The 16,537-nt window shown below is 46.6% G+C and carries 15 protein-coding genes; 9 read left to right on the top strand and 6 right to left on the bottom strand.

Features of this window, described 5'->3' with window-relative positions; all coding sequences use genetic code 11:
• Positions 1–81 precede the first annotated feature (81 nt).
• The 4 genes from C7Y66_RS33415 (at position 82) to C7Y66_RS14410 (ending at position 3,338) form a co-directional block, all read left to right on the top strand.
• Positions 82–417, top strand: coding sequence for a type II toxin-antitoxin system RelE/ParE family toxin (locus tag C7Y66_RS33415; protein ID WP_106546114.1), 336 nt, complete (start codon positions 82–84; stop codon positions 415–417).
• The gene (locus C7Y66_RS14420) at positions 410–1,507 is read left to right on the top strand and encodes a HigA family addiction module antitoxin (protein WP_106546113.1); all 1,098 of its coding nucleotides are present in this window, start codon (positions 410–412) and stop codon (positions 1,505–1,507) included. Before C7Y66_RS33415 ends, C7Y66_RS14420 begins: the two co-directional genes overlap by 8 nt.
• A 123-nt stretch (positions 1,508–1,630) precedes the next feature.
• On the top strand, positions 1,631–2,176 hold the full coding sequence (locus C7Y66_RS14415) for a hypothetical protein (RefSeq protein WP_106546112.1): 546 nt from the start codon (positions 1,631–1,633) through the stop codon (positions 2,174–2,176).
• Positions 2,177–2,654: 478 nt separating this feature from the next.
• Positions 2,655–3,338, top strand: a complete 684-nt coding sequence (locus C7Y66_RS14410) for a hypothetical protein (RefSeq protein ID WP_106546111.1) — start codon at positions 2,655–2,657, stop codon at positions 3,336–3,338.
• A gap of 98 nt (positions 3,339–3,436) precedes the next feature.
• Here C7Y66_RS14410 and C7Y66_RS14405 read toward each other — a convergent pair whose 3' ends face one another.
• Positions 3,437–3,694: a GIY-YIG nuclease family protein gene (locus C7Y66_RS14405; RefSeq protein WP_199197432.1), complete on the bottom strand. Its 258-nt coding sequence runs from the start codon at positions 3,692–3,694 to the stop codon at positions 3,437–3,439.
• A 496-nt stretch (positions 3,695–4,190) separates the two neighbouring features.
• The gene (locus C7Y66_RS14400; protein ID WP_106546109.1) at positions 4,191–7,334 is read right to left on the bottom strand and encodes an SNF2-related protein; all 3,144 of its coding nucleotides are present in this window, start codon (positions 7,332–7,334) and stop codon (positions 4,191–4,193) included.
• Between the two features lie 304 nt (positions 7,335–7,638).
• Between C7Y66_RS14400 and C7Y66_RS14395 the strand changes: the two genes are divergently transcribed.
• The 4 genes from C7Y66_RS14395 (at position 7,639) to C7Y66_RS14380 (ending at position 9,926) form a co-directional block, all read left to right on the top strand.
• A complete protein-coding gene (locus tag C7Y66_RS14395; RefSeq protein WP_106546116.1) occupies positions 7,639–8,112 on the top strand; it encodes a helix-turn-helix domain-containing protein in 474 nt (157 codons plus the stop codon).
• A gap of 4 nt (positions 8,113–8,116) precedes the next feature.
• Entirely contained in the window at positions 8,117–8,704 is a 588-nt protein-coding gene (locus C7Y66_RS14390) for a PIN domain-containing protein (protein ID WP_106546108.1), read from the top strand.
• Positions 8,705–9,027: 323 nt separating this feature from the next.
• The gene (parA, locus tag C7Y66_RS14385; RefSeq protein ID WP_106546107.1) at positions 9,028–9,657 is read left to right on the top strand and encodes a ParA family partition ATPase; all 630 of its coding nucleotides are present in this window, start codon (positions 9,028–9,030) and stop codon (positions 9,655–9,657) included.
• 2 nt (positions 9,658–9,659) lie between these two features.
• Positions 9,660–9,926, top strand: a complete 267-nt coding sequence (locus C7Y66_RS14380; RefSeq protein ID WP_106546106.1) for a hypothetical protein — start codon at positions 9,660–9,662, stop codon at positions 9,924–9,926.
• Between the two features lie 146 nt (positions 9,927–10,072).
• Here C7Y66_RS14380 and C7Y66_RS14375 read toward each other — a convergent pair whose 3' ends face one another.
• Positions 10,073–11,518, bottom strand: a complete 1,446-nt coding sequence (locus C7Y66_RS14375) for a hypothetical protein (RefSeq protein ID WP_146149793.1) — start codon at positions 11,516–11,518, stop codon at positions 10,073–10,075.
• Positions 11,519–11,544: 26 nt separating this feature from the next.
• On the opposite strand from C7Y66_RS14375, the gene C7Y66_RS32950 reads away from it, so the two are divergent.
• Positions 11,545–11,679 carry a hypothetical protein gene (locus tag C7Y66_RS32950; protein ID WP_255409986.1) on the top strand — a complete coding sequence of 45 codons (135 nt, stop codon included), beginning with the start codon at positions 11,545–11,547 and terminating at the stop codon, positions 11,677–11,679.
• Between the two features lie 480 nt (positions 11,680–12,159).
• On the opposite strand, the gene C7Y66_RS14370 is transcribed toward C7Y66_RS32950, so the two are convergent.
• The 3 genes from C7Y66_RS14370 to C7Y66_RS14360 form a co-directional block, all read right to left on the bottom strand.
• Positions 12,160–12,423, bottom strand: a complete 264-nt coding sequence (locus C7Y66_RS14370; protein WP_106546104.1) for an MmgE/PrpD family protein — start codon at positions 12,421–12,423, stop codon at positions 12,160–12,162.
• Positions 12,424–12,616: 193 nt separating this feature from the next.
• Positions 12,617–13,330, bottom strand: a complete 714-nt coding sequence (locus C7Y66_RS14365; protein WP_106546103.1) for a M48 family metallopeptidase — start codon at positions 13,328–13,330, stop codon at positions 12,617–12,619.
• Entirely contained in the window at positions 13,327–16,533 is a 3,207-nt protein-coding gene (locus C7Y66_RS14360) for a type I restriction endonuclease subunit R (RefSeq protein WP_106546102.1), read from the bottom strand. Before C7Y66_RS14360 ends, C7Y66_RS14365 begins: the two co-directional genes overlap by 4 nt.
• Positions 16,534–16,537: the final 4 nt, after the last annotated feature.

The raw sequence follows: 16,537 nt of genomic DNA, 5'->3' as shown, positions 1-16,537 counted from the left end.
GCATTTTTCCAAAATATTGCCCAGAGCCAGAAAAAAGTTGTTACCCTTGGGGTTAACTAGTTTTTAAAAAGCTCTGGTACAATGGATCTTGTATTTGAAGACAAGCAATTTGAAAAAGAGTGCAATAACCAGAGGCTTCTAGAAAGAAACCACGGGCAAAAAAGAGCTAAATACATTCGGCGACGGCTTGACGCTCTCCGTGCTGCCGAAGTGCTTGAGGATATAAGAGGTGTTTCCGGGCGATGTCATGAATTGCTTTATGACCGTTGGGGACAGTTTTCCCTGGATTTGGATCAACCATATAGGTTGATATTCGAGCCAGCAAATCAACCAATTCCTACTAAACCAGATGGTGGCATCGACTGGAATAAAGTAACCGCCGTTAGGATTCTCGGCGTGGAGGATACCCATGAGTGATGAAATTCAAAATCAATACACGCCAGACTATGTTTCTCCTCCTGGTGAGACGCTTGAGGAGATCCTGGAGGAGCGTGAGATGTCCCAGGCAGAACTGGCTCTGCGGATGGGGCGACCCAGGAAGACAATTAGCGAAATCATCAATGGTCATGCTGCAATTACCCCAGAAACAGCATTGCAGCTAGAGCGGGTCTTAGGTATCCCCGCCAGATTTTGGAACAATCTCGAACGAAACTACCGGGAAGCTTTAGCGCATCAAGAAGAGCAAGAACGCTTGTACAAACAAGTAGCGTGGCTTGACCAAATACCTGTGAAGGACATGATCCGCAAAAAATGGATTCGGTTCTGTCAGGACAAGGTTGAGCAACTGCGGGAAGTGCTAAATTTTTTTGGCGTAGCCTCTCCTGAGCGATGGCAAACAGTTTGGGGTAGCGCCCAAGTGTACTTTCGGAAGTCGCTGGCATTCCAAAGCGATCCTGGTGCTGTTGCTGCTTGGCTGTGTCGGGGGGAAATTGAAGCAGCCCAGATTAATTGTGCTGCTTATAATCCAAGCAAGTTTAGGGAGGTACTGCAACAAGTTCGCGCCTTGACCATCGAACCACAAGAGGTTTTTCAGTTTGAAATGGTGCGGTTGTGCGCCTCCGCTGGTGTAGCTGTAGTCTTTGTGCCTGAACTACCTAAGACACGGACTAGTGGAGCCACTCGCTGGTTGAAACCTGATAAGGCGCTGATTCAACTTAGCCTACGCTACAAGACTGACGACCACTTTTGGTTTTGCTTCTTTCACGAGGCAGGTCATATTCTGCGGCATGGTAAGCGAAGCGTATTCCTAGAGTTTCAGGAGAATCAGGAAGACGAGGAAGAAAAAGAGGCAAACAAATTCGCAGCTGACCTACTTATCCCACCAGCTGAATGGGAGCGATTTCTGGCATCGAGTCAAAAACGGACTAAAGCGGGTATTCAGCAGTTTGCTTCCGAAATCGGCATTGCACCTGGAATTGTAGTCGGTAGACTTCAGTATGAGAAGGAATTACCACGCAGTCACTGCAATGACCTGAAACGCCGACTTGAATGGGCATCTGATGAGTAAATCTGACTGAAAATCAATTTGTGAAATTTACTCATATAGTTGGGCATCCTCAATGTAGTAGCTACGTACACTGCGTAAACCTAAAAAACTCTGAACAGGGATTTTCTACTAAGAGAGTTGGAGATGAATCTTCCAGACATTTGGTCTTTAGTTACTGGAGCAGCAAGTATTGTGTCACTCCTGCTTAGTCTTCCAGAAAAGTACTCCAACTGGAGAAAGTATACCCTTCCTACTGCCTATTTTCTAGCAGGTTGGACTATTCATAGTTTATCTTCTGAATTTTCTCAATCAGTCCATGAAGCTTTTCAAGACCCATATCTAGCTATAATTTTCCTTGTTGTTTTTGCCTTCCTCGGTCTATCAGTTTACGTTTTTTCAGTTTTGGTTAGGACAGGATACGTATTTCATGGTTACCTAATAATTTCAATTATTGTTTCATCAGGAATTACACCTATTTTTAATATTTACTCTCAAATCAATCCAGCTATTCCAACACAGGATTATTTAGAGTTTGCCATGCTTAAAGAGCAAAAAGATGACTTGACTAGTGCGATCCAATATTATCAAAAATATATACAGAGAGTAGATGATAAAGATTCCAAAAAACTAGCGCAACAAAAGATTTCTACATTGAGAGCCAGACAGTTCAATCAGGTAAACCAAAGGTAGAGTTCCTTCTGCTCATTTGAGCATTATTCCGATTTTGTTGCAAAAACATCAATGGATGGTAAGTTAAGAGAGCTTCATCTCTCAGGTGATTTTTGGCGCTTACTAACTTTCCAAGCCACCTCTCCCCGCTTTCTGATTCCAGCCCTGGTGAAGACAAACCCTGCATCTGAAAACTGCTCGCTATAAGGGGTAATGGTAGCCAAGCTGCGCCAAAGTGCCAAGCAACGGCTGTAACTTCTACATAACAAGACTGTCAAAAATAAAATTAGCTCGCTTCAAGATGCATTTTAGACATCTGAAAATTTTTCTGGAATCCTAACGCTATAAGCTTCTCAAGGATTAGATAGCACTTCGTTGAAGTCTCGCTATCTTTAGCCCTACTAGTGGTTTCGCTTGATTTCGCTTCAGTACCAGGCTTGCTATCTTGTATTATTAACTACAATTCTAGACGGAGATGCGAGCTTCTCCAAGCAGATGCATGGCAAGACAGTATAAAGAGACTATTTATATTAATAGAGATCCAAACAATCCATACAAAGGATGGGGTTGGATAGATGTAGAGACAGAAGTAGTCAGACGTTACGGATTTTCGACTAGAATGCCACAACCTATAACCCTGTCTGGGGAAGAGTTGGAAGAAATTAGTTATTGGTTGCGCCGACATCTGCATCGGGACGTGGAAAGACGTAATTTTGACGAGCCAGCTGCGGCATTACTTGCCAAATTTTTAGATCGAATTGCTAAAACCGAGTCCTTACTCTTGCCTCAGAAAAAACAACGGGCGCTTCAGGAAATGAGACTGGTTTTACCAGAATATGAAAAATTGGCAATTCGCAACCACGACAGAGAACGAGAGGCGTTAGTTCGCGAGTTGCGCCAACTTGTAGAATTTTCTGCTTCTTCACAAGTTTCTGACTTAAAAGAAACTGTTGCTGTAGATTTAAATGCTGTAGCTGAACGGTGGCTCGATGTCATTCGTCCGGTGTGGTACAAACATTTGACTCACCGCCGACGCAACAGACCTTTACGACTGAGAGATATTCGCACTGACTTGATTCAAAATCCAATTGCGACTGAAAAGCTGGATGAAGCATTCAATGCTAATTTTGGCATACCACCAGTAGATGAGCGCATTGTCGCTGCTATTATTGGCGTACCTTGAAGTGATTCACGCATCTAGTGAGTGGGTGAATGGCATTATTAGGAATGCCCTCATCCCTTAAAGACTTAACCTAAGTCTGCTATTTTCTCGAAATTGTTTTAGTGGACTTCATATGGCAGGTTAGATAAGTAGTCTAATAATTCTTTCTCTGCTTTGAACCACTCCCCAGTTATTCTTAAGTGGGTAAATCTTCGGTGAAGTTTAGACTCCATTTCTGCCGCTTCTTTTTCGCCTGTTACTTGTATTGCCTTCAACAACTGTAATGTTGCTGGACTAGATGTTTGAAGAGATTTGAGACGCTTATCTAAGTCTCTTGCCTTTCCAATCTTGATAGCATTGCTGTCAGTATTCAGCACAAAGTAGACAAAGGCACAACTGTTAGATGTAGCGAACTGCAAACATAAATCGTCAAAACTGCAAACAAGCCTATTTTCAAACCACATTCTTTGCAAATAAGAGGGGTCTCAAAACCACAATAACTGCAAATGAAACCACATTCACTGCAAATAAACTGCAAACATCATGCGCGAAACCACATTCACTGCAAATAGGCTGTAATCCTTAGCTAGCGATACTTTTAGCTTAGTGGAGACTTAGGGATGAAATTGTCCAAATTAAAGAATATTACTTTCACCCCAGCTAGAAATTTAATCTTCTTTACCAGGAGGGAGAAACAAGTTGGTGAGACTTACTTCCAAAAACTAGATTCATAATTAAATTGGACGGATGTAGTTCAGATTAAACCACAATATTCGGGCATAAGTGTTTGACTAATTAGTTCCTATTTTTTGGACGACTCGGAGCGATTTTTCTCGCATCTGCCGACTTGTAGGGCTTATAGCTTATTTGCAGCTAATGTGGTTTGTATGAGCGCGATTGTGGTTTCATTTGCAGAGAATGTGGTTTTGAGACACCCCTTATTTGCAGAGAATGTGGTTTCAAAATCGCCTTGTTTGCAGTTTCGTCTCCCGATGTTTGCAGTTCGCTACAGTTAGACAGCGGCTCCCCTGCCAGGGAAATAGTCCTCTTTCCAGGCGTAATGATTTTGGCATCGGAATTAGCCCAGGTCTTAACCCAGGCGCACACTGCTTCTATAGTCAGAGATTTCTGGACTGAAAGATTAATAAATTCGTTGTTGGTATTAACAACAAACTTTTTTCCTCCCGTTCTTCCTCTGCCTGGGGGATTAATGGAATACCAACCACTTCCGCCTTTTACTCCTAATTTTTCTTCCAAGTCAGTTATTGGCGTAGATTTTGGCGTATCAAAATAAACCCATCGAGGTGCGCCCCACTTACCGCCAGCTAGACAAAAGAAGCTCCAAGCGTATTTGGCTTCAACCACGCTCACGGATGAAACTACTCTGGCTTTGCTCCCTAAAATTTCTTCATATACTGCTTGTGAGATTAAAGCTTGTGCTCCAGAAACCAAGTTTCTCACTGGAGTAAACGCATCTTGAAGTCCATCCCACTGCTCGTTGGCAGCGGCAGCTGACTCTATTTCTTGAATAATTTCCTCTGGCGTGACAATCGCTTCTTGCCGCATAGATGCGGGAATTATGTCTTCGGGCAAGAGCATATTAGCTCCAATTAACTCCGAGACAAAAAAGTGGCGCTCAAAAAACCGCTCGTCTGTAGAGGGCGCAAATTCTGGACTGTCTTTAGACCAAAAAATTTCGACGGTTGGGTGTGGGCTGTCCATCCGGTCTACTCGACCAATGCGTTGCTCTGCTACCCGCACGACAGTCGGCATATCCAAATGAACTACGGCGGAAGCCTGCTGTAGGTTCAACCCTTCCGACATGGCATCCGAGCAGAGAATAATCGCTCTGGAGGCATTAGAACCCAGTTGGCAAAGTTTATTGGCACGATTTCGCTCTGTTTCATTACTCCCAGTCGCAACAACTACTTCACAGTCTCCGTGTTGAGTAAGACGACGATGAAAATCGCTCAGCGTAATCAAGTGGCTGTCGAAGGCAATAACTATATTGTGGCTTGACAACAAGTCGAACAAAAGTTGAGTTTTAGCTTGCGATCGCGCATCTGAAATTTCCCTAGCTAATTGGGCAATCCGCTCGTAAGCCTGAATTTCTTCCGCACAGGCTTGAGCGTGTTGTTCTGGGTCGCGTAACCAATCCGGTAGTTCGATATTTAAATGATTTTTTGGCGGTTTGCCAGCTGCTTGCCGTAAAGATTGGAGAATATTCCCTGTTGACTTAGCTTTGATTTCGTTTTTGATGTTGAAATGCTCGCAGACAAATTCCGTACCGTATATATGTTCGAGTAATGCGGCGATCGAGGAACGGAGATTGGACATGACATGATAAAAAGCCAAGCCTGCGGCACTTCTAAGGCGAGATTTCAAGTATTGTTCGTCGGTAATCCCGTCGAGCTTTCGGGCTTCTAAAACTTGTAGTGTCGAACGCAGATTAATTAATCCCCGCAAATGCAGTGCTTGGGAGCGAATTGCTCGTGCTAGATCGCGATCGCCCTGTGTCTCATTGCAATGATAAATTCGAGGTTGGTGTTCGGGGTAGCGACAGGGTTTCCCATTTCGATCCCGATACCGCGACGGGTCTTTATCTACCATGTTGTTAAGCATGGTCTTCGTGCGTCGGACGATAAATCGCTGTAGTTCTCTTTGTAATACTCGCTGTTCGGCACTAGATATTTTTTCGTTCCAAGAGCCGCGCCGCCTGCGAAAAATCTGGTCGAGGATACCTAAAACTTTGTCGTCGAAGTTATCGGCTCCCAACAAATCGATAATAGCAAGTAAGTCGCGGCAGCCTCGATTGATTGGGGTGGCTGTAAACAGGATGACATGATCTGCCATGTTGTTAAATAAAGCTTTTGTGCGGAGAGTACCCCGATTGAGAAAGTTGTGGGCTTCATCAACCGCTAAAACTTGAGTACGGCGGATAGCAAGTGTTATGTCATTTTGAGAGTCGGTATCCTGATAGCGCAAACGCCCGTGGGAGTAGATTTTCGGATTCTGCCCGCCGCAAAGCGTAAATTCTCGTTCCCATGAGTCTATGACATTAGGAGGGCATATGAGTACGGGAATATTCTGCCGCATTCGTCCGATGCCCCAAATTCGATTCATCACCCCCTGCAACAGGTGAGCGCCCATACGAGTTTTGCCCGACCCTGTGGCATCGGCAACCAATACGCTACCGACATTTGCAATTACCCAGAGGGCTTGAGCAATTCCTTGTTCTTGGGACAGCCAGAGTGGAAGATCGTCATCGAAGTGACTGAATTTGACATACCGTTTCGCCCACTCTCCCTCCAGTAATTCGGCACAAGCTCTTGCTAACGCTTCTTGCCAGGAAACTTCGCGTAACAGCTGCTTGAGTAAATCGATCAATTCACTCTTGTAGTCTTTGCCCAAGTTCCAGATATTCTCTGCCAGAAGGCTTGCTTCCTGAAATCGCGTAGCTTCCTGTTGCGTGAATCGCGTATTGCCTTCGATTTGGTGTCGGAGTCCCGAATAACTAAAATTACTGGAGCCAAGGGTAATACCGCGATCGCCTTTGTAGATTTTGGCATGGATTAACCGCCTGCTATGACCGGAAATTCTCACTGATGCTGTTTCCGTTTTCAGTAATTCAATCGCGGCAATGATTTTGCCACACAAGCGGATAGAAATTCCTCGTTCCAGCCAGTAGTCCTTAATTTGTTGAGAAAAACTGTGATGTTTAAGGCGAAACTCTTGCTGTTGCGTAAAGGTAGGTTCGTTACCCAGCAGAATGCGAATGCGCTCGAATGTATCGAGATGCTCGTAGCAGTCAGCTAGAAAATCGACTAGCTTTGCTACAGACGTGTAGCCAGTGATTATCAGCGGGTTGCATGAAGAAGACAGATCGGGAACAACCACTGATTCCACATTGGATTCGCCGTAGTTGTAGGGGAAGCGATCGGCATCAGACCATTGTGTATCTACTTCCCACGGATCTGCTCCATCGCCAAAACTCCAAAGATTTAACTGCTCGTGCATTGATGTAACGTGCTGGGTATGTACCAGAAAACCATCACATTCTTGACTGCAAGACCTTGTTCTTACTCAAGCAGCTTGCTCTGTGTAGTTTTCTAGTTTTTTTGCTGGCTTGATTAAATAACTATTATTTCTTACTGATTTACATATATCTATAGTTCCCCGACTTTTTCGTTCATTTCGTATGTTCCGCTCATTTCGTATAATTAGGAGTAGAGGTAGCTCGCCCTTTTCACGCTCCGACCTCTAGTTCACGATGGGTCGGACACAAGGAGAGCGTTCTTTCAATTCCAACACCATTGGAAACATGACACTATCGGCTCCCCGTTCCTTCGACATCATTGCACCGACAGCAGAAGATTCTGCAATCGCCCAAGCCAGCAGCCAAATTTTGGCATCAATTGTGGACTCGGACGCATCTCACTGCACAATTAGGGTGATGCTAGATGACACACAAGGTGAAGCGGTTACTATCCCAACATCTGCGTTGCGTCTTTTCGTTGACATTTTGACCCAGATGGCTAAAGGCAATGCTGTCAGCATCGTTCCCATCAAAAAGGAACTCACTACGTCTGAGGCAGCTGACATTCTAAATGTCTCCCGTCCCTATTTAGTAGACTTACTGGAGTCGGGAAAAATTCCTTTCCGCAAAGTTGGAACCCGTCGCCGGATTCTCTATCAAGATTTGATGACATACAAACACCAGATTGACGAAAGGCGGCGGCAAGCCCTGGCTGAGTTGGCAGCCCAAGCCCAAGAACTAAACATGGGTTACGAATAGCTAAGTGGCTTTTTTCACTGCGGTCTACGATGCCTCTGTTTTATATCCAGCACCGCTGCGGGATTTTTTGATGTGGCTGGCGCTCACTGACCTATTTAAGGCTCGTTGGACGGATGAGATTCATGACGAATGGATAAGAAACGTTCTTTTGAACCGTCCTGACCTAACACTAGCTCAGCTGACCCGCACGAAAAATCTGATGAATGCCAATGTCCGAGATTGTCTAGTCACAGATTATGAATCGCTCATCCCAGCTCTTGAACTACCAGATCCAGACGATCTCCACGTTCTAGCTGCGGCAATTCGTTCTGGTGCTAGTTTTATCGTCACCTTTAACCTCAAGGATTTTCCGATGGTAGCTCTTGCACCCTATGGCGTTGAAGCAATTCACCCAGATGAGTTTATCCTGCAACTGATTGACCTGAATGCGGTAGAGGTCTTGAATGCCGCTAATCGGCAACTAAGCACGCTCAAAAATCCACCACGAACGCAGGATGAATACCTAGACACGCTTATAAAGCAAGGACTGCCGCAGTCAGCGGCATCGCTGCGCGAGTTGTTTGATGAAATGCCTGAAATTTTAGGCAACTAATTCTGAAACTGATAAAGTTTTTGCAACCACTGTACGATCTCTTCCCACTATTGGCAGCTTAGGTTATCCTAATGTTTGTATTTCTGTAAATCTGTAAACACGATTTATTACAATTACGGAAATAATTATTTCAGTACAAAATCAAATAGGGTGTTCTTATTCTGTATTTCTGTAAATGTGTATTTCTGTAAATGTGTAAATACAGTTTTCTGCAATTCCAGAAGAGATGATTGCGGGTTTTGGTGTTGTAGGTTAGAGTTTAGGCGCAACAATTTATCTGTATTTCTGTAAATCTGTAAAACCGCTTTGCTGTAATTACGGAAATGATGATTTCAGTGCAAAATCAAAAAGGCGGCGTTGGCAAAACGACGCTGGCTATCCATATCAGTCATGCGTTGGTACTCAAGGGCTTCAAGGTTCTACTGGTAGATGCCGATCCGCAAGGTTCTGCCCGCGATTGGGCGGCGGCGAGGGATGCCTTGCCACCGTTTCCCGTAGTGGGGTTAGACCGCCCGACGATTCACCGCGACCTACCAGCATTAATGAAAGACTTCGACCATGCGGTGATTGACGGTCCGCCGCGAGTTTCCGATCTAGCCCGCAGCGCGATTATCGCCGCAGATTTGGTTGTAGTCCCCATTCAGCCCTCGCCCTACGATGTTTGGGCAGCGGATGAAATTATCAAGTTGATTCAAGAAGCTTCTGTATTTAAAGAAAAACTGAAATCTGTATTTGTAATTAATCGTAAAATTGTAAAAACAGCTATTGGCAGGGATGTAGTGGAAGCGCTCGAACAATACCCCATACCCGTGCTGAATACCACTATCAGCCAGCGGGTAGCATTTGCTGAGTCTGCTGCTACTGGTAGCACGGTTTTAGAAACTGACAGTAAAGGATCTGCTGCTAAAGAAGTGATGGCACTGGTCAACGAACTAATGAGTCTAGGAGTGTAGGGATGCCAGCGAAGAAAGTCAGTTTTGGGAAAAAGCCAGCGCCAGAAGAACCGCAAGGCGATCGCCTTAACGAATGGGTGGCTCACCGAGAACGCCAGGAGTCGGCAGAACAGCCACATCTAGACCAACCGGAAAAAATGAAGCGGCTGACGTTGGATATTCCAGAACCACTGCATCGGGCGATCAAGCGCAAGGCAGTGGATGAAGGGGTAACGATGGTTGAGTTGCTGCGATCGCTGCTAGAACAGCATTTTGATGCTAGTAGTTAAAGCGTAATTACGTATTTACAGAAATACAGAATTACAGAAATAGTTTGGAGCTAACCTAAGTGTGGGGTGTTTTCTAGGCTTAGGTTAACCCTATAAGCAACCCGACGAGGTTCGGTTGGCATTGAGTTCAGGACACAACCTGATTTTCACCATCCCTGCCTGTAGGCATTCAGCGCACCAGTGTAGAACCCGTAGGCACGCTGAAAAGGAGCGTTTTTAGCTAGTTCCACTCCAAGCCTGTCAAAATTAGCAAGCAGTTGTTCTGTGTTGGGAAAAAGTTCAGCTAGACAATCCCGCGAACCAGCCACATAGGTTTGCAGTACTGTTCTAGCACTAGGGATGTAAGGGTATAGTGCTGGTAGTAAATAGGATTGATTCTTCTGCAAAAAAGCAAGCCCTAGAAGAAACTCTCCTTTCCAGAAAGCTTCCTCTTCACTAGTCAAATATTCCCTCAACCAGGGAAGTACAGCTTCCTTAACCATTTCAGCAAATGGAGCAAAAGAATTCTCCTTAACCAATTGGAAAAATTGAATCTGGTTGTATTCATAGACCATCAGTTTCAACGCTTCGATGAGAGTTAGTTTTTCCAAATGAGGAGCGCGCTGCGAACGAAAGGGCTGGTGTGCAACTTGATGCAGAAGCCGCAATGCTCTGCGCTCCGCACCCAAGATAAAGAGAGTATATGTGGCAAGCGCAAGTGGGTACAGTCGTATTTCGGGTATCCCTGGCGTGTAACTCGTTGCTAGCCGTGCTGTGTCTTGGGCAAGAATGCCCACTGCCCTAGCTACAGACTCCACAAATATTTCATCACGGTCACGCCGAACAATCTCTGCCACCAAGCGCGTGAAGCGTTCACTACAGTTCTTCAGATACTCTAGGTATCCAATACAGAAACTCTGATTGAGTCCATTTACAACAATGGGGTACTCTGGGGTAGGATTAGCCATGACAATAGACAGGCTTCGGGCTTCCTCAAACAGCAAGTCCTCGATGTCGCTGTAGTACTTTGCTGGCTCCCGCAGTGCTGCTCGCAACTGCCGCAGCAATCCTTCAGTCGTTGTTTCTGTGAAGACAGCCTCGGTCACAAGTTGCCCGCAGATGTTCTTCACAACTTCGGGGGAGTGGATATGGCGGGAGACGATCTGCATATGCCCCGCAAGCCGCTGGCGCAGAATGTGTCCAGACCAAGCCTCGAAGTGGATGCCGTGGGCTTGGAACTTCCGTTGCTGCCGCAGAATTTCTTCCTGCTGTTGGGTTGTACTCAAATCGCTTGCTACAAACAGCACAAAACGGCAGATCCCATGACTCTTCCAATAGTCGAGGTGGGCGAAGAACTCGTCTGAAGCCTTAACAATTTGCGCTGAGGGGAAGGTTGCATAGCACTTACACTGACCGACTACATAGGGAGCGCCATCAAAACCTTTAGCAAGTAAATCAATTCCCCGCTGGCTCTGACCTGAAACGCCGTAGATTTCGCAGGTAGCAATCCCTGGTTCTTCAGCCAGCAACTCGCTACACATCGGTTGAAAAGCTTTGAGCGGGTCCATCTCCCAGAAAGCGGGCGGCAGACTTGGATTCAGTCTAGGTTGCATTCCTTTCCACCCACCTGCTTCTTGCTTTGACAACTATTGACCAAATGCATTCTGTAGAAACTGGTTCTCCTGGTAAAGTCAATACATTTGTAACACACACCGCTACAGTGGCTTGGGCTATTGCTACTCTTACCGCAGGTACAGGCTTGCCCCTGATGTAACATTGGATAGCCGCCGAGATACCTGCAAAATGGGACACGCTGTAAAGTTATATTAAGCAAAATTACAGAACTCTTTCTCTGAGTCGGTTTCAGCCACAAGCTGAGTGTGTTGCCGCCAAATGAAACATTCCCTAAAACGCTCATTAATGGGCAAGTGTAAGGGACGAAAAGTGATGAAAGCTTGGTTTTCCCGTGCAAAATTTTGATTTGTCCAATGTCATTTTTGGGTAAGTTAGTAAATCAATAAAGCGGACTCTGCAATATTTATTTATAACGTGTCCCATTTTGCACATATCTCGGCGGACACCCACATTCGTTAGCTCTACTCCCAGTTGAAGCGTATTTACTTTTTTACAGAAATACAGAATTACTGAATTACAGAAAACTTGTGATAGCAGTGAGATATTGTTGACTGGAGGCTATGCAAGCGCGGCTAACGCCGGAGAGGAGTAATGATGGTGAGGGTGAGTTGAGGTGCTGTCATTCCTGGGGAACTTCGCGGATAATCTCACGGGTTCCGTCTTCTAGGTGTCGATATTCAAAGCAGCAACCATCGGCAAGTTCCATGATGGGTACACCTTGTTTTGAATAAAAAATGGGACGACCAGCAGCTTTATGTTGGGCAATTTCTTGTTTCACGCCTGCTTGTGCTAGCTGTTCTAGTTGTTTAGTCCATCGAGAGAATTCACTGTTAGTATCAGTAGGGGGTTTGGTATTCGCTTCTGTTATCTTGTTCCGCTCCATTACTTCTCATCCTGCTCGTCAAAAAGGGCATCTAAATCGCGGTAGTCACTAACCAAGCGTACAACTTCAATTCCCTATTCAGTTTAGCGATGCCTTTAGATGCTGCGCTGATACCAATTGCTCAGAATTCATGATTTTGCTCCAAAGTAGTTGGGATTTATCTGTGTTTTTGCTATTTTTACCCCATCTTGCTTCATCCGAGCATTTGCTCAAGCTTGAGTTTGCGTTCTTCCCAGTCGGGCATGATTGAGCTGAGAAGATCGTAAAAAGCGCGGTTGTGATTTGGGTGCTTCAGGTGACAGAGTTCGTGGGTGATGACGTAATCGATGCCCCTGGAGTCAGCACGAATCAAATCACGGTTGAGGACAATAGTGCCGCTAGCAGTTAGGCTACCCCACCGCTTGGCAAGACGGCGAATTTGGAGGTGAGGGCAATCGCACCCAAGACGCTGAAAAGGGACAAAACAGAAGGCTAGTCGCTCGCTGAATTTAGTCTTGGCGCGGTCTAGATACCAGTTCTCGACAATTTTTTGAGTAATTTCAGTACGATCGGGCTGAGGAGTCTGGATGTGAATGTAGCGTCCTACAAGCTTGACTGACGGTTGTGAATGCTGCTCTACTTTCAAACGGTATTGCCGCCCCAGATAGAGATAGGTTTCCCCGCTAATGTATTGGCGGGATGGCGTGCGCGGGTCAAACTGGCTGAAATACTGCTGTTGTTTGAGAATCCAGCGGGCGCGCTTCTTCACTCGTCGATCTATCTCTTCGAGCAGGGCATCTATGGGGGCTTTGACAGTGACGTGGCGATTGGGGTGAACGGAGATATCTAGAGTTTTGCGCTCCGAAAACGTGACCTCGAAGGCAATAGTTTCGTCACCGTAATCGATCGTTCGGGTAGTTGCACTCATGCTGCCATTCTACGTCTTGCAAGTCGCAGCGACTCTTGAATAATGTCATCCATTTCATCCTGGTCTAGGTGGATGTCGTATTCGTCGCGTACCACATCATACAAGTAATCATCGATGTCGTTCATCATATTTTTTTGGACATCTTCGTTCTCGATCCAATCTCTAATTGCATGGTTAGCAATAACAGTGTAGATGGCGATCGCTGCCTCTTTACTGATAGTTTCAATTTCCGCCCGTTCTTGGGTGTGTTTTTCTATAAAGGGTTTGAGCAAGCCATAGAGAGCTAGAGCGTCAGGGTTGTGCCGCAGTTCCTCCGGTTGGCGATCTGCTTTGCGGTAAACTACGGCATCTCGAATTTCCTCGGCTCTTTGCAGGTATTCGGCTTCGGAGATCCGTTGGGCGCGGAAGTCATTAATGGTTTGTTGAATTAGTTCTGAAAACGGTTGATAAAAAGCGGGGTCTGACTCCATGCGCTCGCTAATTTGGCGTTTGGTATTGCTAGCAATGGTGTCAGCCAGGGATGCAGGAGTTCTTTGCTGCTGTTTGATAGCTTGATACTCTGCTTCATTAAAGATGTTGAAGGAGGTGATGATTTGGACTACTTCGGTAGCAGAGATGTGGGTATCCAGCAGTTTTTGGATTTTAGGTTCTAGAGCGCGGTAATCGACAGCTTCCCCGTGACGGAGTTTCACTGCTTTTTTTAAATGTTGGAAGCGGTTCAAGTCTTTTTTATAGCGGTCGATCTTATCTTCTGGCGTTAAGAGTAAAAACTTTTCAGAAGATAGGGCGATCGCCAAGGTTTTAGCAAACTGCGTCAGTCGCTCGTAGAATTCATCCCGCAACTTTTCATCCGCCAGCAGCTGCTCGTAAGCTTCTTCGTCGTGGCTGTTCTGGATTCCTTTGAAAATATCCAGCAAGTTGGCGTAGCGTTGGGGCAGCTTGTCAATTTCTTCGCGGATGTTGGCAAGCGTACCCTTCAGGTCGTCCTCGTCAAATCCTTCCAGCGCACTGTAGGCAGTTAGGGCTTTGTCCAGTTCGCCCAACACCCCAGCATAGTCAATGATATAGCCAAACTCTTTCTCGGCATTGGTGGCTGCGTCGGAGTAGAGGCGGTTGACGCGGGCGATCGCCTGCAATAAGGTATGCTCTCGCAGGGGGCGAGTCAAGTACAGCACCGTATTGCGGGGAGCATCGAAGCCAGTTAGCAGCTTATCGACGACAATCAAAATTTCTGGAGTGTCGCCATACTGAAAGCTGTTGACGATCTGCTGGTTGTAATCGCGTTCGGAACCATAGCGTTTCATCATCTGCTGCCAGAATTTCTGGACTGCATCGGTAGGTTCCGCTTCTACATCTTCGTAGCCTTCGCGGGTGTCGGGGGGTGAGATAATTACCTCAGAGGTGACATAGCCAATTTCATCTAGAAATTGTTTGTATTTCAGGGCGCTAGCTTTGCCAGGGGCAACGAGTTGGGCTTTGAATCCAGTACCTTGCCAATTTTGGCGGTAGTGTTCGCTGATGTCGAAGGCAAGGCAGTAGATGGTCTGCTCGGTTTTGTTGAGCATGGACGCTTGGCTGTATTTGCGCTTCAGGTCTGCCTTTTGCTCGTCGGTGAGTCCCTGGCATAAGCGCTCGAACCAAGTATCAATTGCCTTTTGGTTGACTTGCTGCTCGCTGTGGCGACCTTCGTAGAGCAGCGGCACTACTGCCCCATCTTCTACAGCGCGGCGGATGGTGTAGGACGGTTCGATGATGCCACCGAATTTGGCGAAAGTGCTTTTTTGCTTCTTCATCAGGGGAGTGCCAGTGAAGCCCAAGTAACACCCGTGGGGAAATACCTGCCGCATTCGCGGGTGGAAGCTACCGTACTGGCTGCGGTGGCTCTCGTCCACCAGGATGAAGATGTTAGGGTCGGGTTCTGAGAATTTTCGCACTCGCAGGGCTGCTGCAAATTTGTGGATTACGGTGGTGATGATGTTGGCTTTTTTCTCTTCAATCAGCGCCACTAAGTGGCGACCGGAATCAGCTTGCTCCGGCTGCATTCCGCAACTGGCGAAGGTTTTTTTGATTTGCTCGTCCAGGTCAACGCGATCGGTTACTATTACGATGCGCGGGTTGGAGATGTCTGGGTCGAGTGCCAATGCCCGCGCCATCATCACCATTGTCAGCGATTTGCCCGATCCTTGGGTGTGCCAGATCACGCCGCCCTTGCGCCGTCCTTCGGCATCCACCTGTTTGACGCGCTGGAGAATGTTTTTCACGGCAAAGAATTGCTGATAGCGGGCGACTTTCCGCAATCCGGCATCAAACACGGTGAACTGGTACGTCAGGTCGAGCAAGCGTTCTGGACGGCAAAGGCTATAGAGGGCGCGGTCTTGGGCGGTGAGTTGTCGCGCTCCTTCGGCGGCTAGGGCATCGAAGAAGGAGCGTGCTGGTGCAATCTCGCCGGAGAAGAGGCGATTTTTTTGCTCGTCCTGTAAGGGAGTGTTGACCAGGGTAGCAATGTCTTCATCTCGGTCTATCTGTTCGCGCCAACCGCCCCAGAATTTAGCGGGTGTGCCGATGGTAGCGTATTTTACCTCATTTTTATTGGTTGCTAGCAGCAATTGGGCGTAGATAAACAGCTTGGGAATATACTCGTCTCGCTGGTTGCGGATGCACTGGGAAACAGCTTGCTCGACTTCTATTTTTGGAGATTTGCACTCGATAACGGCGAAGGGGATGCCGTTGACGAACAGGACAATATCTGGGCGGGCGGTTTCGGTGCTGCGGGTGCGTTCGACGCTAAATTCTGCCGCGACGTGGAAGACGTTGTTTTGCCAGTTGCGCCAGTCGATGTAGCGCAGGCTGTAGCTTTTGGAATTGCCGTCGATGGTCTGCTCCAGGCTGGTGCCGAGGGTGAGGTAGTCGTAAATTTCTTCGTTGGTTTTGAGCAAGCCGTCGTAGCGAATATTTTTCAGTCGTTGGATGGCTTCCTGAATATTTGCCTCGCTAAATAGGTATTCCTGCCCTTTGAAGGTAATGCGGTTGAGTTTTTGCAGTTGGTTGCAAAGGATATCCTCTAGTAGCACGTTGCTGAGCTTGCCGCGCCGTTGGATCTGGACGGCTTCGGGTGGCAGGTACTCGTAGCCCAGAGCGACGAGCAGTTGCAGGGCAGGGATTTGAGACAAATATTTTTCGTTGAATTGGAAGCCTTGAGTCATTTTG

It is taken from the genome of Chroococcidiopsis sp. CCALA 051 (assembly GCF_003015105.1).
Taxonomy (GTDB): domain Bacteria; phylum Cyanobacteriota; class Cyanobacteriia; order Cyanobacteriales; family Chroococcidiopsidaceae; genus Chroococcidiopsis; species Chroococcidiopsis thermalis.
The sequence above is the reverse complement of the archived record's forward strand: the minus strand, read 5'-3'. Positions and strand labels throughout refer to the sequence as shown.